This is a genomic window from Pseudarthrobacter sp. PvP090 (assembly GCF_040547365.1).
Classification (GTDB): domain Bacteria; phylum Actinomycetota; class Actinomycetes; order Actinomycetales; family Micrococcaceae; genus Arthrobacter.
Window position 1 is genome coordinate 344,635 of sequence record NZ_JBEPPO010000001.1, and the last position, 18,556, is coordinate 363,190.

The window sequence follows — 18,556 nt, forward strand, 5'->3', positions numbered from 1 at the left end:
AACCGCAGCGGAAACGCGGGAGGCTAACTCCCGGGCTACTGCGCGGCGAGGACCCCGGCCACGGCGTCGCCCACGGCGGCCCGGATGCGCTCGTGCAGTTCACGCAGCCCGTGCCGGTCCGTGTGCACCTCGATGATGCTTCGGCCCTCCCACGGCTCCGCCAGCGCCGCCGCGAGCTCCGCCGTCGTGCTGACCGAGCGGTGCGCGACGCCGTAGGCCGCCGCGAGTGCTCCAAGGTCCACACTGTGCGGGGTGCCGAAGAGGCGTTCGACGGCGGTTCCGTAGCGGCCCGCGGCCTCGACGGTGCCGTGCTCCAGCAGCCCGAAGATGGCGCCGCCGGCGTCGTTGAGGACCACGATCCGCAGAGTGGGCTCCTCCTCCCCCGCGCCGAGCAGCAGCCCGCCGGCGTCGTGCAGGAAGGTCACGTCGCCCAGCAGCACCGTGGTTTCCTGCCGGCCGCCGATGGCAATGCCGGCGGCGGTGGCGAGGGTCCCGTCGATGCCGGAGAGGCCCCGGTTGGCGAAGACGACGGCGGCCGGCTCTGGGGCGGGCGTGCCGGCGAGGTCGACGTCGCGGATGCCGTTGGAGGAGCCCAGCACGAGCTGCCCGCGGGTGTGTTCCCAGACCAGGGCGCCGACGGCAGGTCCGGTCGCTGCGGGGCCGGTGGCGGCATGTCCGGTCGCCGCGGGTCCCGCGCCAGCAGGTTCCGTCCCGGCAGGTCCGGTCGCGGCGGGCCCCGTGGCGGCAGGCCCGGCAAGCACCACGTCGACGGCGTGCTGCGCGGCGGCCCCGGCCAGGAGCCAGGCATCGAGCCAGGCCGCGGAGCCCCGGCCGGCGAAGTCGGCGAGGTCGCCCAGGTTGTCGAGCGGGAGTTCAGTGCGCCGGCCGGGCTCGTACCAGGCCACGGGAACCGGCTGGTACAGGGCCGAGGGGACGTCGGCGCGGGCCAGCAGGGCGCTCACAGGCCGGGACAGGGTGGGCCGGCCGAAGAGCACCACGCGCTCGATCGGTTGCGCGGACTCCGGGCCGAACGCGTCCAGGACAATCCGGTACGGTCCCACCGCGTTGGGCCCGAACCGTGCGTTGGAGGACGGCTCGGCCAGGAGCGGCAGCCCGTGCGCGCGGGCGAATGCCTCGGCGACCGGGCCGGCGTCGTGCCCTGCCAGCACCACGGTGCGCCGCTCCGGCAACCCGGTCGAGGCGGGCGGGAAATCGAGGGCCAGCGGGCCGCGGGGCGCGCGGTACACGCGGCGGCCGGACTCGGGCGGCAGCCGGTCGCCGGGGGCGGGCACGAGGGGGTCGCGGAAGGCCAGGTTGAGCTGCACGGGCCCGGGCGGGGTGTCCTCGAAGGCGCCGGTGGCGGCGCTGAGCGCGGTCTCAACGGCGCGCCGCGGGTCGCTGCCGGCGGGAACGTCCGCGGCGAAACGGACATGCTCACCGAAGAGGTCCAGCTGCACCGTGGTCTGGTTGGCGCCGGTCCCGCGGAGTTCCTCCGGGCGGTCGGCCGAGATCACCACGAGCGGGACGGCGGCGTGGTTGGCCTCCATCACGGCCGGCAGCAGATTGCCGACGGCGGTCCCGGAGGTGGTGAGCACGGCCGCGGGCGCACCCGTGGCGAGGGCCAGGCCCAGGGCGGTGAAGCCGGCGTCGCGCTCGTCGATCCGGACCAGCAGCTCGACCCGGCCGGCGGCGTCGGCCTCGGCCAGGGCGTAGGCCATCGGCGCGGAGCGCGAGCCCGGCGCCACCACCACGTAGCGGACCCCCTCGAGCAGCAGGGCCGCGACGGCGATCCGCGCGGCATCCAGCGCGCTCAGCTCCTCCGAGCTCACATGTTCTCCGGCGTCTCGATGCCGAGCAGGTCCAGGCCCTCGGACAGCCGGCGCAGCACCAGGGCGCACAGGGCGAGCCGCGATTCCCGGACCGAGTCCTCGGACTTCAGCACCGGGCACTGGTCGTAGAAGGACGTGAAGAGCTGCGCGAGTTCGAACAGGTACGTGCACAGCCGGTGCGGCTCCAGCGCCTCGCGCACCTTGTGCAGCGTGGCGCCGTATTCGAGCAGGTGCAGGGCCAGGGCGCGTTCGGCGGGTTCGACGACGGCGATCGGCGTCGCCGGCGTGCCGCCGTCACTGTCGGTCCCGGCAGCTTCGGTCACCCCTGTTGCCGCCGGCGTGCCGCCGTCGATCCCCGTCACCCCGGTTGTCCCCGGCCCGCCGGCGTCACCGAAAGCGACACCCGTCCCCGCAGCCCCCAGCGCGGTGTACCGCTCCAGCACCCCGGCCTTGCGCAGGATCGAGCGGATCCGGGCGGCGGCGTACTGCACGTAGGGCCCGGTGTTGCCGCTCAGGGCGAGCATCCGGTCGAAGTCGAAGACGTACTCGGTGTCGTGCCCCACGGAGAGGTCGGCGTACTTGACCGCGCCGATGCCCACCTGCCGGGCGGTCACGGCGCGTTCGGACTCGGTGAGCTCGGGCCGGCTGGCGTCGATGACGGCGCGGGCGCGGTCCACGGCCTCCTCCAGCAGGGCCATCAGCTTGACCGGGGCGCCGGAGCGGGACTTCAGGATCTTCCCGTCCTCCCCCAGCACGTTGCCGATCTGCACGTGCACGGCCTCCACCGTCTCCGGCAGCCAGCCGGCGTCGCGGGCCGTGGCCATGACCATGCGCAGGTGCATGTTCTGCGGCGCGCCCACAACGTACAGGACGCGGTTGGCCTCGAGCTCGCGGACCCGGTACCGGATGGTGGCGAGGTCCGTGGTGCCGTAGCCGTAGCCGCCGTCGGACTTGCGGATGATCAGCGGCATGGGTTCGCCGTCGCGACCCGTGAAGCCGGCCGGGAATGTGCAGAGGGCGCCGTCGCTGATGCGGGCGATCCCGCGCTCCTCGAGTTCGTGGCACAGCTGTGCCAAATGGGCGTCGTAGGAGCTTTCGCCGGCGATGTGGTCATCGGTGAGGCTGATGCCCAGCATCGAGTAGATGGCGTTGAAGTAGCGTTTGGACTGGGCCACGAGCCGCTGCCAGACGGCGAAGGTCTCCGCGTCGCCGCCCTGCAGCGCCACCACCCGGAGCCGCGCGCGGGTGGCGAACCCGTCCTCGTCGGAGGCGGAAGCGTCGAACTTGGCGCGGGCGGCCTGGTAGAACGCGCTGGGGTCATCGACCAGCAGGGCCGCCTCCGGGGAGTCCTCGCCGATCTCCAGCCAGTGCTCGATCAGCATGCCGAACGGGGTGCCCCAGTCGCCGATGTGGTTCTGCCGGATCACGGTGTCGCCCAGCGCCTCGAACACCTTCACGAGGCTGTCGCCCACCACCGTGGTGCGCAGGTGGCCGACGTGCATTTCCTTCGCGACGTTCGGGGAGGAATAGTCGACGACGACGCGCTGGGCTTCCGCCGCCGGCAGGGCCGGGGTGCCGGGAGACTCGGCATTGAGCAGCTCTTCGATCCAGGTGCCGTCGAAGGTGAGGTTGATGAAGCCGGGTCCGGAGATCTCGACGGCGCTGCAGATCCCGTCCAGGTCCAGGGCCTCGACGATGCGTGCGGCGGCGTCCCGCGGCGGCATGCCGACCTTCTTGGCCAGTGCCATGGCGGCGTTGATCTGGATGTCCGCGAACTGCGAGGGCCGGACCACGGGATCCGTGCCGCGGTACTCTTCGCCGAACGCGCTGGCAATTGCTGCCTGGACTCTGGGGACAACCATTTCGGCGGGATTATTCACACTGTTCAAATTATCAGTTCCCCCGCACCCCGGCGCTCCCGCACGTCTGACCGTCTAACGGCAGACGCTCCCGCACCTCAGGCGGTGAAACGACCGACGCTCCCGCACATCCGGCGGTCAAACGACAGACGCTCCCGCACATCCCGCCGTGGAGCTGCGGAACGTGAGGGAGCGTCGGCCCGGAACCTGCCAAACGTGAGGGAGCGTCGGCCCGGAACCTGCCAAACGTGAGGGAGCGTCGGGAAGGAAGGGGTCAGGCGTCCGTGCGGAAGACCTGGACCACCGAGGGGCGGGGGGCGCGGGCCTGGCCCCGGGCCGGCGTCGTGCCTGCCGGAACGTAGTCCGGGAAGAAGGACAGCTGCGCGTCGAAGGTGCCGTCCTCGCCCGGGTGCTGAACGGAGACGAACACGGTGCGTTCCTCGTCGCGGATGATCGGCCCGCAGGTTTCGCCGTCGCGCGGGACGGCGAGGAACTGCTCCACGCGGCCGCGCTCGGCGCCGTCGAGCGTGACCTTGAACAGCCCGTCGGCCTTGCCGATGCCGGACGGGGCGCCGTCGGTGGAGATCCAGAGGTTGCCGACCGAGTCGAACGCGAGGTTGTCCGGGCAGGAGATGGGCGAGACCTGGTCCACCGGGAAGCCGGAGAAGTAGGTCACGTCCCCGGACGCGGGATCCCCGCAGACCATCAGCAGGTTCCAGGTGAACGCCGTGGAGGTCTGGTCGCCGGTCTCGGTAATTTCCACGATGTGGCCGTCGCGGTTGGCGTTGCGGGGGTTGACCTCGGTGGCGCCTTCCTTGCCGATCTTGCCGCGGTCCGAGTTGTTGGTGCAGGCGACGTAGACCTTGCCGGTGTGCAGGCTGGGCTCCACGTCCTCGCAGCGGTCCATCTTGGTCGGGCCCACCTTGTCGGCGGCGACGCGGGTGTACACCAGCACTTCCTCAACCGACATGTCGGGCACATGGGACACCCCGCCGACGACGAGCGGCAGCCATTCGCCGGTGCCGTCGAAGCCGCCGTCGGCCGGGACCTTCCCGGTGCCGGTGATCTCGAAGGCCGGGGAGCTGCCGGTGAAGCGGGCCACGTAGAGGTCTCCGGCGGAGAGCAGCGTCATGTTGTGCTTGCGGTCGCCCTCGATGTACTCGTCCCTCGAGACGAACTTGTAAAGGTAGTCGAAGCGCTCGTCGTCGCCGGAGTAGGCCACCACTTTGCCGGACTCGGCCACGATCACGTTGGCGCCCTCGTGCTTGAAGCGGCCCAGCGATGAGTGCTTCTTCGGGGTCGACGTCGGGTCGAAGGGGTCCACTTCCACGATCCAGCCGAAGCGGTTGGCCTCGTTTTCGTAGCCCTGCGTGCGGGTGTCGAAGCGCGGGTCGTCGAGTTCCCACTGCCGCGCCGTGGGCTTGTTGGTCAGCCCGTAGCGCTTGTCCTCGTCCGACGTGCCGGGCGCGACGAAGTACCCGTTGAAGTTCTCCTCGCCCGAGAGGATGGTGCCCCAGGGTGTGGTGCCGCCGGCGCAGTTGCCCAGCGTGCCGAGGATGCGGCGCCCGGACGGGTCGTCCTTGGTCTTAACCAGGGCGGACCCGGCTACGGGACCGGTGAGCTCATACGCCGTGTTGTTCAGGTAGCGGCGGTTCAGGCCGGCGCCCTTGACGTAGCTCCACGGCGTGTTCTTGTTCTTGCGTTCCAGCTCGACGACGGTGAGCCCGTGCGCGGCGGCGCCGACCTTCCGGACGTCGGCGGTGGGCATCGAGGCCGGGAACATGATGGTCTCGTTGGTGTATTCGTGGTTGGCGAAGAGCACCGCGCGGCGGCCCTTGCTGCCGGGGATCTCGAGGATGTCGGTGTAGTCGTTGTTGTAGCCGAACTGCCGTGCCTGCGCGGCCGCGGTCTGGTTGCCAAGGTCGAAGTCCGGGGCGTCGTTGAAGATCGGGTCACCCCAGCGGATCACGGGCTGCCAGGTGAAGCCCTCCGGAACCGTGAAGGCGTCGACGGCGGCATCCACCGGGGCGATGGCGGTGAACTTGAGCTTGGACGCGCCGTAGCCGTTCTTGGCTGCCGGGGACAGTCCGGGACCGCCGGCCACCGCGGACTCGGGCGAGGTCAGGGCAGAACCGAACGCGACGGCGAGGGCACCGGCGGCGCCGAAGCCCAGGGCGGCGCGGCGGGACATGGTCGCGGAGGCGATGTCGCGGAAGTAGCTGTTCGAGCTGGTGTTGCAGACCTCGCCGGTGCAGGCGTTGTCGCACTTCAGCGCGCAGGTGACGGCGCTGCGCTTGCCTTTGGTGTGGCCAAGCATGGGGAGCAGGGAGAACTTGCGTCCGGAGGAAACAGACATGGAGAGACCTTCCACGGTGGATTGGGGTGCCTCCCCACCGTTCCAGCCGCGGACTACGCGGAGTCGACTCTCACATGAAGTCCAGGTGAACTCGGAGCGTCACACTGAACCCGCCGAACCTGCGGGAGCGTCGGCCCGAAACCCGCCAGACCTGAGGGAGCGTCGCCCCGAAACCCGCCAGACCTGAGGGAGCGTCGACCCGAAACCCGCCGGACGTGAGGGATCGTCCGGGAGAAGAAGTGGCCTAGCCCGCTTCCGGATCCGTGGCGGCGGCCATCAGCCGCTGGCCGATGCCCTCGAGGAATTCGGCGATGTCGGTGATGCTGTCTTCGGAGGATGCCTGGAGCAGGGCGGCGGCCGCGGCAGCGAAGTGGTCGTTGGCCCACTGCATCGCGTCGGTCCCTTCCGGGCTCAGGTGCAGCAGCACGCTGCGCCGGTCCGTGGGGTTGGGCTTGCGCACCATAAAGCCCTTGGCTTCGAGCCGGTCCACCATGGCGGTGACTGATCCGGTGGTGATGTTCAGGGCCTTGCCGAGGTCCTTGGGGGTGAGCCCGTCCACCTCGCCCACAAAGGCCATCGCGTTGATGTCGATGGTGCCGATTCCCAGCTTTTCGGCCAGCCGGATGCGGAGCGCGTAGGTCCCGGTGTCGACCCGTCGCAGGCCCTGCACGATGCGGAGCAGCCCGTCCTTGTGAGTCATTTCAGCGCCCTTCTCCGGCCGTGCAAGAGCAGTGTCGTCAACTTGCCCGGGCTTCAGGATGTACATTTACAAATTTTCCGATCCAAAGCTTGCTTTCGCGACCACGTCGCCGCGCACCGCACCACTTTACCCGCCCCCGCGTCCGTCACCGCTCGGCAGCGAGCACCCCATGGACCCGGCGCAGGCGCTCCAGCCACCACTCGCGGCGCTCCGGCGCGGCCGCGTGTTCCGCCAGCAAGCCCGGATCGGCGGCCACCTCGCGGACCCGGATGGCGCCGTCGTCGGGCACCAAAGAGTCCCGGGTAACATCGGCGGCGAGCAGCGACACGGTCCCCAGCCCGCAGGCGAACGGCAGTTCCGGCAGCGCGGCGGCGAGCGCCAGACCGGCGCGGATCCCCACCGAGGTGTCCAGCGCGGAGCTGACGACGGCGGGGAGCCCGGCCTGCGCCACGATGTCCAGGGCGCGCCGCACTCCCCCAAGCGGCGCCACCTTCACGACGATCAGGTCCGCGGCGCCGGCGCGGGCCACCTTGAGCGGGTCGTCCTCCTTGCGCACGCTTTCGTCCGCAGCGATCAGCACCGGGACACCGGCGGCGCGCAGCCGGCGGCGGACCTCGGCGAGGCCGGCGATGTCCGGCACCGGCTGTTCGGCGTATTCGAGCCCGACGGCGGCCAGCCGGGTCAGTGCCGCGACGGCGGCCGGGACGTCCCAGCCGCCGTTCGCGTCCACCCGGATCGCGGCGTCCGGAAGCGCCGAACGGACCGCGGCGACCCGGGCGGCGTCGTCGTCGAGACTCTGCCCGGGCTCGGCCACCTTGATCTTGACGGCGTCCACCCGGCCGAAGCGGGCCAGGATCTCCGGGACCCGGTCAGCGGCGACGGCAGGGACCGTGGCGTTGACGGGAATCAGCGGGCGCAGCGGCTCGGGGAAGCCCTGCCAGCCGGCCTCGATGGCGGCGGCGAGCCAGCGGGAGGCCTCCGGGTCGCCGTACTCCGGGAAGGGGCAGAACTCGCCCCAGCCCAGCGGGCCGTCCAGCAGCAGGGCCTCGCGCTGCAGGATGCCGCGGAACTTCACCCGCATCGGCAGGCTCACCACGTGCGCGCCGGCGAGGAGTTCCTCCAGCGAGGGCAGCGCGGCGGCGCCGGGGCGGCCGGACGAGGGCAGGGAGGCCGACGACGGCGGCAGGGCCGGGTTCGCGGGCACCGGTCAGCCCACCGTCGCGTCGGTCAGGTTGGTGATGTCGGCCAGCCAGGGGAAGACCACGTCGACCAGCAGAACCAGCGCCCCGGCAAGGAGGGCGGCCGAGAGCAGGATCCGCAGCCAGAGGGGCCCGGGAAGATGCCGGAAAAGCCAAAGGTACATGGTCTACGCCTTTCCCTGCAGCGCGGCGAGCTGCTGTGCGATGGCCGCCGGGGGCCCGGCGCTGAGCGGCTGCCAGGAGTCGAACACCGAGTAGGCGATGATGCGCTCCTCGGACCCGAAGCGCGGATTGCAGCTGGTCATGGTCAGCAGCCGCTGGTCCGGCACGGCGCCGGGCTGGGTCGGCACCGGCAGGATCACGTCCGTCCGGTCCGGCAGGACTATCTCCTGGTTCCGGAAAACGTAGGTGTAGAAGCCGTCGGCCGTCTGGACGTAGATTTTGTCGCCCGGCACCAGCGTGTGGATGTTGTCCAGGACCGCGCCGTGCGTCTGCCGGTGGCCCGCCATCACGAAGTTCCCCACAGCCCCGGGCATCGCCGTTCCGGCATAGCGGCCCAGGCCGAGGGTATCGATGACATCGCTGCTGGTGCCCTCGATGATCGGCCGGCTGTAGTTGGCCCCGAAACGGGGAATGTAGATGACGCCGATCGCCGCCCCGTGGGCCGGCGCGGTGCCGACCGGCGTGGCCGCGGGGTCCGCAGGGGCGGCAGGTGCGGGCGCTGCGGCGGACGGGTCAGCCGGAATGGGCGCCTGGTGCTCCTGGACGAATTGCTTCACGGCAGCCCCCTGGGCCGCGTCCGCTTCGACGTTGGTCCACCACAGCTGCCAGGCCACGAAGAGGCCGGCAATCACGCCGAGCGTGATCAGCAGCTCCCCGGCCACCTGGACGGCCATCAGCGAGCGCCCGCGTCGGGTGCGGCGGGTTTCCTGCGCGACGACGGCGCGGCGGTTCAGTACGTTCGACATGCCACTCCTGTTGATTACCGCTGGACGCTGCCAATAAAGCATCGCCCGTTCGGAAGAACCGGCAAGACCGACGTCGCCACAGTTCCGGACCGGAGCTGCGCCATAACACATTCGCCCTCGCCCAGCACCCCGACGTCGACGGCGTCGGCGGCCAGTCCGGTGGGGGTGCGGGACGCGGAAACCTCGACGGCGGCCGGGGCGAACCCAGCCGCGGAGAGGGTCTCGCGGATTTGCGCCGTGCTGGGCTGCGGCGAGGAAGCTACCAGCGTCTGCAGGGCCGCCTCCACGGCAGCGGAAACGGAGGACGGCACAGCCGACGGCGGGGCAGCAGCAGAGGGGGCTTCGGACGGGACAGCCGCCGCAGGTGAGGGCGCCGCGCTCACCGAACCGGCTGAGCTGGACGACACCGTCGGTGCAGGGGCGGAGCACGCCGCCATCGCGATCAGCAACGGCAGAACCGCCGCCGCTAGGCCCACGTACACGCGGCCACTAAACCGGAGGCCGAGTGCGCGGCGGAGCGGGGCGGGGTCGCGGGAAGTCATCGGGATCATCCTTTCATACCGGCACCGGCGCCCCGGCAAGACGTGCCCATACTCCGCTCACGGACGCGCCCGGCGGTAGAATGCAAGCAGCTGTGGTGCGGGTCTGAGCGCCACAGCCTGGCCCCTAGGACGGGACGCATCATGCTCACGACGCTGCTCTGCAAGGTGAACCTGGGGCATCACTGGTTGGCCCAGGCGGACCCGGACGGTGCCTTGCTCCGGCATTGCACGAAATGCGGAAAATATGACCGCCGCGGCGCCAAGTGGTTTCGACGTTTGTCTGCGGGCGACCGTCCGGCCGACGACGGCATTGACGGCGTGGCCCCCTCCAATCCGTACATCTAGACGATGACCTGTGGATTCGATCGCTCTCTGGCGGCGTTCTGACGATCACCCAGCCGCGGCCTAGCTGGCGGGGTCGTATTGGAAGGCGCGCACCTCCTGCGCGCAACGGCAGGCAACCGCGATCTTCGCGGCCCACTCCAGGGCCGCCTCGTACGAGGGCAGCTCCAGCACCGAGTAGCCGCCTTCGAGCTGCGCCGTCTGCGGATATGTGCCCTCGCGCACGGTCCCATCGCCCTCAACCATGACCGGCGGGACACTCTCATCAATGCCGCCGCCGAACACCCAGACGCCGGCGTCCTTCGCCTCCTGAACCACCGCGTGCGCCGCATCCGACACGGCCTGCAGCTCTTCCTCGGGGAAGACCATGGCGGCACTCGGAAACGAGATCAGATACTTGGTCATCGCGTCGACTCCTTCTTCGCAGCACGGGTGATCGCGTTCATCCTCGCCGATGCCATCGCGCCGCGCAAGGATCCCGGCGGCCCCGGACGGGACGTACCTGGCACGACCGCGCCAATCACGGCACCGAAAGTTGTTACCCTTGCCGTGCCACCACGACACGGCTAAGTCCGTACACCCCGCCCGCCCGCAGCGACCAGAAATGCATCCGCAACTGATGACACAGACCCTGACAAAAGCGCCCGCCCCCAACGACCCGGCCAAGACGGCCCGCCTGGTGATCTGGATCCTGCTCGGAGTCATCATCGCCGCTGGCGTCATCTGGTACGCCGTCTTCACCGCCACCAAACCCACACCGACACCGCCGCCTTCTGCCGCGGACGCACAGCTCGTCCGGGAGGACAGCCACCGCGTGACATCTCCGTCCACGGAGAAGGCGCAGCTGGTCGAGTTCCTGGACTTCGAGTGCGAATCATGCCGCGCCGCCGAGCCGCTCGTGCAGGAGCTGAAGCAGGAATACGGCGAGAGGATCACGTTCGTCCACCGCTACTTCCCGCTCCCCGGACACCGGAACTCCGGAACCGCGGCACTCGCCGTCGAAGCCGCAGCCGCGCAGGGCAAGTACGAACAGATGGCCGCGAAGTTATTCGAAACCCAGCCCCAGTGGGGCGAAAAGCAGGACTCGCAAGCTGTCCTCTTCAGGACCTTCGCCCAGGATCTCGGGCTGGACCTGGCTGCCTATGACGCCGCCGTGACGGATGAGGCAACCAGGGACCGGATCCGCCAAGACGTCACCGACGGCACAGCCCTGGGAGTGACCGGGACACCCACGTTCTTCCTCAACGGCGAAAAGCTCGTCCTCAACAGCGAGGCGGAATTCCGCCAGAAACTCACCGAAGCCGCAAAATAGGCCCGTGACCGGACAGCACGAGCCAGGTCCTGGGCCCGGCCCGGTCCGGTCCGGTGCTACACGATGGATTCCGGCCGCTCCGGGTGCCGGAGCTCCCAGACGTCGGCGGCGGCGCCGTGCGGCAGCTCGAGCTGCCACTCCTCGCCCGGGCCGGGGTAGGCGCGCAAGGTCGTGGGCACGGAGCCGTGCCGGTAGACCTCCACGATCGACGCGTCGAGGAAGATCCGCAGCTCGTCGCCGCCGGCGACGGTGTCGGCGAACACGGTCCGCCGCTGCCCCGCCGAGGCGAGGACCAGCCGCAGCGTGCCCTCTCCCCCGGCCACCCGAACCTCCGCCTCCGCCGGCAGCGCCACGGTCCCCGCCGCGCCGCGGTGCAGCCGGGCGCCGCGGTAGGCGCGGAGTTCGGGGGCGGGCTCGACGGCGAGGACCCCGCCGTGCACGGACAGCTGGCGGGGGAACGTCAGGATCCCGGCCCAGCCGGCGTCGTCCGTGTCCGCCTGGCTGCGTCCGGGACGGCCCTCGGCATCCTCGATTTCACCGGACCAGCCCCAGAGCAGCGCCCGGTCCGGCAGCGCGAGGAGCTGCGGGGCGTAGAACTCCCGCCCCAGGTCCGCTTTCCCGCCCGACGCCGGCACGAACACCGGGAGCCCGTCGGGGTTCGCGGCCAGCGAGCCCAGGAGGTAGCCGACGCCGTTGGGGTGGTCGTGCTCGTCGGCCGGGAGCCACAGCGACGCCATCAGCACCCAGGTCTCGGCGCCGGAGGAATCCGGCACCCGGACCAGCTGCGGGCACTCCCAGATCTCCGCGGGCAGGTGCCGGGCGGCGAGCGGGTCCTCGGAGCTGAACCAGATCCCCTCGTACTTCCAGTGCCGGAGGTCCTCGACGCTGTACAGCAGCACGGCGGCGTGGCCGGAGGCGAGCCCGGCGCCCTGCAGGGCGAAACGGCGGCCCTGGAAGCTGAAGAGGAACGGGTCGCGGACGGCGGTGACCTGCGGGTCCGGGGGGACCTCGGCCGCGACGTGCCCGTCCTGGGTCCAGGTGCGCAGGGCCGCGTCGGCACGGGCCAGGACCACGCGGGAGTGGCCGCCCACGGTGTCGACGCCGGAATACGCGGCGGTGGGGACGCCGCCGTCGTCGGTCACCACACCCGACCAGCAGCCCAGCGAATCCGGCCCGCCGGGCTGGGGCCGGAGGGCCACCGGTTCCTCGTCCCAGTGGACCAGGTCGGCCGAGCTCAGGTGCCCCCAGCAGATGCCCTGGTGCCGCGCCGAGTCCGGGTTGTGCTGGAAGAACACGTGGTAGCGGCCGTCCGCGTAGCTCAGGCCGTTAGGATCGTTGATCCAGCCCTGCGCAGGCCTCGGGTGGAAGCGGGGGAAGGCGGGGTCCGGATGCGGCGCGGCGGTGTCCATGGCCAAAACACTACCCGCGCGCCGGCAGCGGGCGCCCTCAGAAACTTCGCAGGGTTGTGTGGGAACCTGAGACGGATGAATTTTCGGCAGGAACAGACCAGCATGCAGCCGGCTTCGGAGTACCCGCAGCCGCCGTCCCGGCGCGCCCCGGGCACGCCCGCAGGCGACGCCGGCCGCCAGGGCCGGGGCACCGGGTTCCTGTTCCTGCTGGCCACCCTCGTCAGCATGGCCGCGCTGGCCGGGACCTACTACTTCTTCGTCCGCACCACGACGGGCCAGTTCATCGACGAATCGGCCCTCGTGGAGGCGGTCGAGATCCACGGCACCGCCGGCAAGGCCGCCAACAAGCTCCTCGACTCGCTGCCCGCCCTGTCCCTGCTGATCTCCACCGTTGTGGTCCTCATCGTCACCGTGCTGAAGCGGCGCTGGACCGCCGCGGGGATCGCCGTGGCGGCCTGCATCGGCGCCAACATGGCCACCCAGCTCCTGAAGGTCATCGTCCCCGACCGGCCCTACCGCGGCGTCGAGACCCTGGAGCTGAACTCGCTGCCCTCCGGCCACACCACCCTCGCGGCGTCGGCCGCGGCGGCGGTGTTCCTGATGGTCTCCCCGCGCTGGCGCCCGCTCGCCGGTTTCCTGGGCGGCAGCTTCGCCGTCGCCACCGGGGTGTCCACGCTGATCAACCAGTGGCACCGGCCCGCCGACGTCGTCGCGGCCTTCCTCGTCGTGGCCGTGTTTATGCTCCCGGCGGGCTGGCTGATCATCCGCAAGGGGCCGCGCTGGAACGTCTGGGACGGCTACGGCCAGCACTGGGCCTCCGCGCGGCTGTGGCTGGCGCTGCCGCTGCTGGCCGGGCTCGCCGCCGCGGCCGTGGCCGCCTTTTCGCTGCTGGGCGTCGCCGCGGGCACGGGCCTGGAAGGCAGCACCACCTACTATTTCTGGGCCGGGACCGCGCTGATCGTCATCGCCGGCTACCTCGCCACGGTCACCGGTGTCTGGCTGTTCGGGCATGCCGCACGACGGCGGAGCACTCCCCGCCGCTGACCGGTGCCGGCCAGCCGCTGTTGTTGCACAAGTAAGTGCACTGGCGGTCACATGCCCAATGCTCATGGCTGTGACCTGCGGCTCAAGGTTTTTGCAGGGTAGGGGAAGTTACTGTGAGTGCCGCCGCACCGCAAGGTTTTCCAAAGCGGCTTCTGGTAAAGCAAGTACCAAACTGCAAGGAGCTCAAAATGAACCGCAGGCTGATTCCCGCAGTACTCGTGGCCGGGCTTGTTGCGGCTGCGGGTCCCGTAGCCGCTGCCAACGCAGCACCACCAAGCAATGCCAACGGAGCACCACCAAGCGATGCCGGCGGCGGCGGTACGTTGGAAAACTTCTGTAATTTCGACGACGTCGTCGCCTACACCGTGACCGGCAAGACGAAGTTGATCACAAAGCCCGATGGGCAACGAACTATCACTTCTCCCGGCCAGCGCATCACGCTGTCCGCCAACGGCAAAACGGTCAGTTACGTCATTACGGGCACGCGTTTCGAGCGTGACGTGGTGGTTAGTGGCGAAAAGATCACCGAAGTGGAAGTGAAGGGACGCAACATCTTGATCAATCAGATCGGCACAACCGAGACGCCTGGAATTTTCCTTGTGGTGGGCAACTTCGATTTTGCCCTCGACGCAGACGGCTTTGAAGTTCCAGGTCGAGGGTTCAACCCCGATGGTCCGGGCCAAGTCACGGATGTCTGCCGGGCACTTTCGTAACTGCTCCATCCCGGGCAGCGTTTGGCCGCTCTGTGAAAGAAAAAGGCGTGACGGGTTCACCATCCCCGGTGGACCCGTCGCGACAACGTCCGAAGTCAAGCGAAGTCGAACGCTGACGTTTACATCCGGCCCGCCGGGGGCCACAATTATTCCCGCACAGCCACCGGCCCCGGACAGCGCTGGGGCCGTCCGTTCCATATGGTCAAGCCGCCACGCCTCGAGGGACTGTCATGAGCACTGATTCTCCGGTTTCACGGCGCGCCACCACCCTCGCGTCCGTCCCGTCGCAGCAGCGGATCAATACCTTCCTCCGCGACTCCGTCTACGCAAGGCGCCAGCACGTGCCGGGGATCTGCGACCTGGCACTCGGCAACCCGCACCAGATGCCGCAGGCCGCCTACGTCGAGGCCCTGGCGGATGCGCTGACACCCCGGAACGAGCGGTGGTTTGCGTACAAAACCAACGAGCCGGAGGCGCAAGCCGCGGCGGCGGCGTCCCTGCAGCGGCTGCTCGGGATGCCGTTCGAGCCCGCGGACATCCACCTCACCACGGGCGGCTTCACCGCGATCCCGCTGGCGCTGAAGGCCGTCGCCGACCCCGGCGACGAGGTCATCTTCACCCTGCCGCCCTGGTTTTTCTATGAGCCGCTGGTGCTCGAGGCCGGGCTGGTGCCGGTCAAGATCCGCTGCGACGCCGGGACGTTCGACGTCGACCTCGCGGCTTTGGGGGCGGCCATCACGCCGCGGACCCGGGTGGTGATCGTCAACACGCCCAACAATCCGACCGGCCGGATCTACCCGCCCGCGCTGCTGAAGGACCTGGCGGACATGCTGGAGGGTGCCTCGCGCAGCAACGGGCGGCGGGTCTACCTGCTCTCCGACGAGCCCTACAACCGGATCGTCTACGACGGGGCCCGGTTCCACAGCCCCGCCGAATACTATCCGTACACGCTCCTGGCCTACTCGTACGGCAAAACCCATCTGGCGCCCGGGCAGCGGATCGGCTACCTGGCGCTGCCGCCCACCATGCCGGACCGCGGCCCGCTGCGGGAGGCGCTCACCGCGCTGCAGATGGCGATGGGCTGGATCTACCCCAACGCCCTGCTGCAGTATGCGCTGCCGCGGCTGGAGGAGTTCTCGATCGACGTCGGGCAACTGCAGCGCAAACGCGACCTGCTGGTGGAGGCGCTGACCGGCCTGGGCTACCAGGTCACGCGGCCGGAGGGTGCGTTCTACCTGTTCGTCCGCACGCCCGCCGACGACGACGAGCAGTTCACCGCCGCCCTCGCAGACCAGGACGTGTTTGTGCTGCCGGGCACGCTGTTCGAGACGCCGGGCTATTTCCGCATCTCGCTCACCGCGAGCGAGGACATGCTCCAGCGCGCCCTGCCGGTCTTCGCCGCGGCGATCCAGCGCGCGGGCGGCGGAGTGCCGCAGCGCTGACACGGGCGTCCAGTACAGCGAGGAGGTTCGCGGAGGTCCAGCCGCCATGTCCGGCGCTGGGGACGTATGGCAGGCGCCCGTCCGAGAAGATGGTCATGTACGTGTACCACGAGTCCGCGAAGATGTGATTGTTGCTGTCCACGCCAGCCTGCGTGGTCGAATCACCGTCACCGACGATCAGGTTCCAGTTAGCCGCGCTGTAGCTGGCGCCCGAGGTGAAGTTCACCTTCGCCGTGACTGGATCCCGGGACGGGATAAGCACCGAGTCTAGGGGTCCGTAAGACCGGCTGAGTTCCCCAACGCAAAAAGCGCCGTTGTCCGTCACTGGTGGGTGAGGGGAATCGCCTAGTGCCAGGCCCGGCAGGCTATGTGATGGACTTGTTGCGGAGGATCGCAGCAGGCAGATTCATAACCTTCCCTAGGGACGTTCGGATAATGGCCAGAACGGATACTGGTTCAACAACGGATATTTTGGTGACCCTTTCATCTGCACTAATCAGGGCGATGAGGTCCTGGATCTCGCGTTCCGTAGGCTGGGGCCGTTTGCGCCGCCTCTTGTCGTTGTATGTCCCTTGTTCCATAGTCCGAGACTAAGAACTAGGAGCCGAGGGCGCACGAGTAGTTACTACCGGCGTTTTGTGGCCCTAACCACTCGCTTCGGACAGGAAAGACCGGTTAACTTCCCCTGCAGAGAACGCCCCGTCCACTTCGGCGGCCGGGGCCTCTTTTGCGTCCGGCTACGATGGCGGCATGGCAGCGTTCATCGTTGACGGGATCTCCTACGGGTGCATGCGGCCGAGTCCCGGCCACAACCCGGAGTCGGCCCACTCATGGGAGTACGGGCACTATCCCAAGGTCATGGCCACCCTGCCACTCGCGGCGGGCACAGTTGACGTCTACGCCGTCGCCGGGCGGGGGAACCCGTCGAACATCCTCCTGTCCTGGCAGGACGACAAGTGGCACGCGGGGAGGCCTACTGGCGGTTCATCGACAATGTGCTGACGCTGTACACACCGGTCGGTCGCAAGGTCGCGCGGCGGGCGGCCACCAGCGAGCCCCCGATCCGGATTTTCGCGAAGGACCTGGCCCGTGCCGGGGTGGCCCGGGTGCCGCGGCTGACCGGCACCGTGGGCGGCCAGCCACAGCTCGACGGCCGCAGGTTCGGCGGCACGTTCGACGGCGGCAGCTCTGCCGTCGTGCGGACCGTCATCTGGGCCACCGGCTACCGCCCGGACATCGACCGGATCGGCGGCGTGGACCGGGACGCGGAATACGTCGTCAGACAACATAGAACGGCGCGTGCCGGACCCCTCAGTAGTTGCGCCGGTGCTTCAGCTTGGGGATCGTAATGGCGAAGACCGTGGCGGCCGCGAAGCCGAGCACGCCGGTGGCGGCCACCCCGGCGCCAAGCGAGGCCACAGCGGTCACGCCTGAGAGCAGCACGGGTCCCCCGGTGGCCCCGGCGTCGGCCATGAACCGCCAGATGCCCAGGAACTGGCCGCGGCCGTTGTCGGGCGAGAAGTCGGCCCCCAGCGTCATGTTCAGGCCCGAACTGATGCCGTTGCCGAAACCGATCAGGAGCGCCGCGAGCAGCAGCCCCACGAAGCCGGTGCTGAGCGGGATCAGCAGCATGGCCGTGCCCATGATGAGGGTCGACGGGATGGCCACCCATTGCCGGCCCTTGCGGTCCATCAGCTTCCCGGCCGGATAGAACACCAGCATGTCGATGGCGCCGGAGAGCCCGTAGATCAGCGAGGCCTGCGTCGCGTCCATCCCCAGGTGCTCGGCCCAGAGCGGGATCACAACCTGCCGGGACGCGCGCAGCGCACTGAGCAGCAGCACCCCCATGCCCACGGACAGGAACACCCCGGCGTGGGAGACGGCAACGCTGCGCAGCGTCGCCTGCTGGACGGGGTCGCCGTCATCCGCAACCGGCTTCGCCACGAGGTCCGGAATGCGAAGGGAGACGACGGCGGCCGCGGCCATCGCGACGACGCCCACCCAGTAGGCGCCGGTGATGCCGGCGTACTGCATGGCGGCTGCGCCGATGAAGGGGCCGATGAAGATGCCGATCCGGTTCACGCCGCCGAGGGTGGACAGCGCCCGGGCCCGGAGGATCACCGGGACCGCCTCGGTCAGGTACTTCTGCCGGGCCAGGCTGAAGACACTCGCGGCCATCCCGACGACGAGCATCGCCGCGGCGAGCAGCCAGAGTCCGCCGGGCAGCAGCGGGGACAGTGCTGCGGCGGCGAGGGCGACGGCGCTGGCCGCCGCAGCGCCGACGATGGCCCAGCGTTCACCGTACTTCAGCGTGATGAGCGAGGCGGGCAGGTTGAAGAACCAGGAGCCGAGTCCGATCAGGGTGACCACCAAGGCGGCGACGGCCACGGAGGCGCCGAGGTCGCGGGCGGTCAGTGCCACCACGGGCAGGATGGCGCCCTCGCCGATGCTGAACAGCAGCGCCGGCCCGAACGCGGGGACGGCGATGCTGCGGAGGCTGAAGGGTGCTTCGCGTGTGGTGGTCATCCCCTTCATCCTAGGCCGGGCACCCCCGTCAGCCCGCGGGCACCTATGGGTAGCGAAAAACCCGGGTCATTCAGCTCCTTGGGGCTGGATGACCCGGGTTGCCGACCTAGAACTGACGGGCTAGAGCGAGGTAGACAACCGTGAACGTTACGGCAGCGAGGACAGCCAGCCCGGAAAGTTGCGCACGTCGCCAAGCACGTTGCCGCGAGGAACGCAGGTCCTCGCGTGCGTACATTTCGTTGCTAGTGCTCATTTGTTCTCCCCAGACTCAGTCAGCGTCACAGCCGTCCCCGGCTGCGCAGGCATCTCACCCAC

At 69.6% G+C, this 18,556-nt stretch carries 18 protein-coding genes; 7 read left to right on the forward strand and 11 right to left on the reverse strand.

Going from position 1 to position 18,556, the window contains the following annotated elements; genetic code table 11:
- Positions 1 to 35: 35 nt before the first annotated feature.
- The 8 genes from menD to ABIC21_RS01710 all read right to left on the reverse strand — a co-directional run bounded on the left by menD (position 36) and on the right by ABIC21_RS01710 (position 9,453).
- Positions 36 to 1,829, reverse strand: a complete 1,794-nt coding sequence (menD, locus tag ABIC21_RS01675) for a 2-succinyl-5-enolpyruvyl-6-hydroxy-3-cyclohexene-1-carboxylic-acid synthase (RefSeq protein ID WP_354348685.1) — start codon at positions 1,827 to 1,829, stop codon at positions 36 to 38.
- Positions 1,826 to 3,691, reverse strand: coding sequence for an arginine--tRNA ligase (argS, locus tag ABIC21_RS01680; RefSeq protein WP_354348686.1), 1,866 nt, complete (start codon positions 3,689 to 3,691; stop codon positions 1,826 to 1,828). Before argS ends, menD begins: the two co-directional genes overlap by 4 nt.
- 271 nt (positions 3,692 to 3,962) lie before the next feature.
- Positions 3,963 to 6,044 (reverse strand): PhoX family protein, encoded by a 2,082-nt coding sequence (locus ABIC21_RS01685; RefSeq protein ID WP_354348687.1) that lies wholly within the window; start codon positions 6,042 to 6,044, stop codon positions 3,963 to 3,965.
- Between the two features lie 244 nt (positions 6,045 to 6,288).
- Positions 6,289 to 6,744, reverse strand: a complete 456-nt coding sequence (locus ABIC21_RS01690; protein ID WP_354348688.1) for a MarR family winged helix-turn-helix transcriptional regulator — start codon at positions 6,742 to 6,744, stop codon at positions 6,289 to 6,291.
- 145 nt (positions 6,745 to 6,889) lie between these two features.
- Positions 6,890 to 7,825 (reverse strand): o-succinylbenzoate synthase, encoded by a 936-nt coding sequence (locus ABIC21_RS01695; protein WP_502935944.1) that lies wholly within the window; start codon positions 7,823 to 7,825, stop codon positions 6,890 to 6,892.
- A 126-nt stretch (positions 7,826 to 7,951) separates the two neighbouring features.
- Positions 7,952 to 8,107, reverse strand: a complete 156-nt coding sequence (locus ABIC21_RS01700) for a hypothetical protein (RefSeq protein WP_354348689.1) — start codon at positions 8,105 to 8,107, stop codon at positions 7,952 to 7,954.
- Between the two features lie 3 nt (positions 8,108 to 8,110).
- Positions 8,111 to 8,911: a class E sortase gene (locus ABIC21_RS01705; RefSeq protein ID WP_502935939.1), complete on the reverse strand. Its 801-nt coding sequence runs from the start codon at positions 8,909 to 8,911 to the stop codon at positions 8,111 to 8,113.
- A gap of 14 nt (positions 8,912 to 8,925) precedes the next feature.
- Positions 8,926 to 9,453 (reverse strand): DUF6993 domain-containing protein, encoded by a 528-nt coding sequence (locus tag ABIC21_RS01710; RefSeq protein WP_354348690.1) that lies wholly within the window; start codon positions 9,451 to 9,453, stop codon positions 8,926 to 8,928.
- A gap of 141 nt (positions 9,454 to 9,594) precedes the next feature.
- On the opposite strand from ABIC21_RS01710, the gene ABIC21_RS01715 reads away from it, so the two are divergent.
- Positions 9,595 to 9,798 (forward strand): hypothetical protein, encoded by a 204-nt coding sequence (locus ABIC21_RS01715; RefSeq protein WP_354348691.1) that lies wholly within the window; start codon positions 9,595 to 9,597, stop codon positions 9,796 to 9,798.
- A gap of 60 nt (positions 9,799 to 9,858) precedes the next feature.
- Here the strand turns inward: ABIC21_RS01715 and ABIC21_RS01720 are convergent, their stop codons facing one another.
- A complete protein-coding gene (locus ABIC21_RS01720) occupies positions 9,859 to 10,200 on the reverse strand; it encodes a YciI family protein (RefSeq protein ID WP_354348692.1) in 342 nt (113 codons plus the stop codon).
- Between the two features lie 214 nt (positions 10,201 to 10,414).
- On the opposite strand from ABIC21_RS01720, the gene ABIC21_RS01725 reads away from it, so the two are divergent.
- Positions 10,415 to 11,107 carry a DsbA family protein gene (locus ABIC21_RS01725; RefSeq protein ID WP_354348693.1) on the forward strand — a complete coding sequence of 231 codons (693 nt, stop codon included), beginning with the start codon at positions 10,415 to 10,417 and terminating at the stop codon, positions 11,105 to 11,107.
- A gap of 56 nt (positions 11,108 to 11,163) precedes the next feature.
- Here the strand turns inward: ABIC21_RS01725 and ABIC21_RS01730 are convergent, their stop codons facing one another.
- Entirely contained in the window at positions 11,164 to 12,516 is a 1,353-nt protein-coding gene (locus tag ABIC21_RS01730) for a glycoside hydrolase family 32 protein (protein WP_354348694.1), read from the reverse strand.
- Between the two features lie 102 nt (positions 12,517 to 12,618).
- On the opposite strand from ABIC21_RS01730, the gene ABIC21_RS01735 reads away from it, so the two are divergent.
- The 5 genes from ABIC21_RS01735 (at position 12,619) to ABIC21_RS01755 (ending at position 17,064) form a co-directional block, all read left to right on the forward strand.
- Positions 12,619 to 13,560 carry a phosphatase PAP2 family protein gene (locus ABIC21_RS01735; protein WP_354348695.1) on the forward strand — a complete coding sequence of 314 codons (942 nt, stop codon included), beginning with the start codon at positions 12,619 to 12,621 and terminating at the stop codon, positions 13,558 to 13,560.
- 188 nt (positions 13,561 to 13,748) lie between these two features.
- On the forward strand, positions 13,749 to 14,273 hold the full coding sequence (locus ABIC21_RS01740) for a hypothetical protein (RefSeq protein ID WP_354348696.1): 525 nt from the start codon (positions 13,749 to 13,751) through the stop codon (positions 14,271 to 14,273).
- Between the two features lie 230 nt (positions 14,274 to 14,503).
- Entirely contained in the window at positions 14,504 to 15,715 is a 1,212-nt protein-coding gene (locus ABIC21_RS01745) for an aminotransferase class I/II-fold pyridoxal phosphate-dependent enzyme (protein WP_354348697.1), read from the forward strand.
- A gap of 750 nt (positions 15,716 to 16,465) precedes the next feature.
- Entirely contained in the window at positions 16,466 to 16,717 is a 252-nt protein-coding gene (locus ABIC21_RS01750; protein ID WP_354348698.1) for a hypothetical protein, read from the forward strand.
- Positions 16,672 to 17,064 carry a hypothetical protein gene (locus tag ABIC21_RS01755; RefSeq protein ID WP_354348699.1) on the forward strand — a complete coding sequence of 131 codons (393 nt, stop codon included), beginning with the start codon at positions 16,672 to 16,674 and terminating at the stop codon, positions 17,062 to 17,064. The genes ABIC21_RS01750 and ABIC21_RS01755 overlap by 46 nt, the downstream gene beginning before the upstream one ends.
- On the opposite strand, the gene ABIC21_RS01760 is transcribed toward ABIC21_RS01755, so the two are convergent.
- On the reverse strand, positions 17,027 to 18,241 hold the full coding sequence (locus ABIC21_RS01760) for an MFS transporter (RefSeq protein ID WP_354348700.1): 1,215 nt from the start codon (positions 18,239 to 18,241) through the stop codon (positions 17,027 to 17,029). The genes ABIC21_RS01755 and ABIC21_RS01760 overlap by 38 nt on opposite strands.
- Positions 18,242 to 18,556: the final 315 nt, after the last annotated feature.

Coding starts and splice junctions, on each gene's coding strand:
- argS (WP_354348686.1), bottom strand. CDS start 3,691: ATGGTTGTCCCCAGAGTCCAGGCAGCAATTGCCAGCGCGTTCGGCGAA.
- ABIC21_RS01685 (WP_354348687.1), bottom strand. CDS start 6,044: ATGTCTGTTTCCTCCGGACGCAAGTTCTCCCTGCTCCCCATGCTTGGC.
- ABIC21_RS01690 (WP_354348688.1), bottom strand. CDS start 6,744: ATGACTCACAAGGACGGGCTGCTCCGCATCGTGCAGGGCCTGCGACGG.
- ABIC21_RS01695 (WP_502935944.1), bottom strand. CDS start 7,825: ATGCGGGTGAAGTTCCGCGGCATCCTGCAGCGCGAGGCCCTGCTGCTG.
- ABIC21_RS01700 (WP_354348689.1), bottom strand. CDS start 8,107: ATGTACCTTTGGCTTTTCCGGCATCTTCCCGGGCCCCTCTGGCTGCGG.
- ABIC21_RS01705 (WP_502935939.1), bottom strand. CDS start 8,911: ATGTCGAACGTACTGAACCGCCGCGCCGTCGTCGCGCAGGAAACCCGC.
- ABIC21_RS01710 (WP_354348690.1), bottom strand. CDS start 9,453: ATGACTTCCCGCGACCCCGCCCCGCTCCGCCGCGCACTCGGCCTCCGG.
- ABIC21_RS01715 (WP_354348691.1), top strand. CDS start 9,595: ATGCTCACGACGCTGCTCTGCAAGGTGAACCTGGGGCATCACTGGTTG.
- ABIC21_RS01720 (WP_354348692.1), bottom strand. CDS start 10,200: ATGACCAAGTATCTGATCTCGTTTCCGAGTGCCGCCATGGTCTTCCCC.
- ABIC21_RS01725 (WP_354348693.1), top strand. CDS start 10,415: ATGACACAGACCCTGACAAAAGCGCCCGCCCCCAACGACCCGGCCAAG.
- ABIC21_RS01730 (WP_354348694.1), bottom strand. CDS start 12,516: ATGGACACCGCCGCGCCGCATCCGGACCCCGCCTTCCCCCGCTTCCAC.
- ABIC21_RS01735 (WP_354348695.1), top strand. CDS start 12,619: ATGCAGCCGGCTTCGGAGTACCCGCAGCCGCCGTCCCGGCGCGCCCCG.
- ABIC21_RS01740 (WP_354348696.1), top strand. CDS start 13,749: ATGAACCGCAGGCTGATTCCCGCAGTACTCGTGGCCGGGCTTGTTGCG.
- ABIC21_RS01745 (WP_354348697.1), top strand. CDS start 14,504: ATGAGCACTGATTCTCCGGTTTCACGGCGCGCCACCACCCTCGCGTCC.
- ABIC21_RS01750 (WP_354348698.1), top strand. CDS start 16,466: ATGGCAGCGTTCATCGTTGACGGGATCTCCTACGGGTGCATGCGGCCG.
- ABIC21_RS01760 (WP_354348700.1), bottom strand. CDS start 18,241: ATGACCACCACACGCGAAGCACCCTTCAGCCTCCGCAGCATCGCCGTC.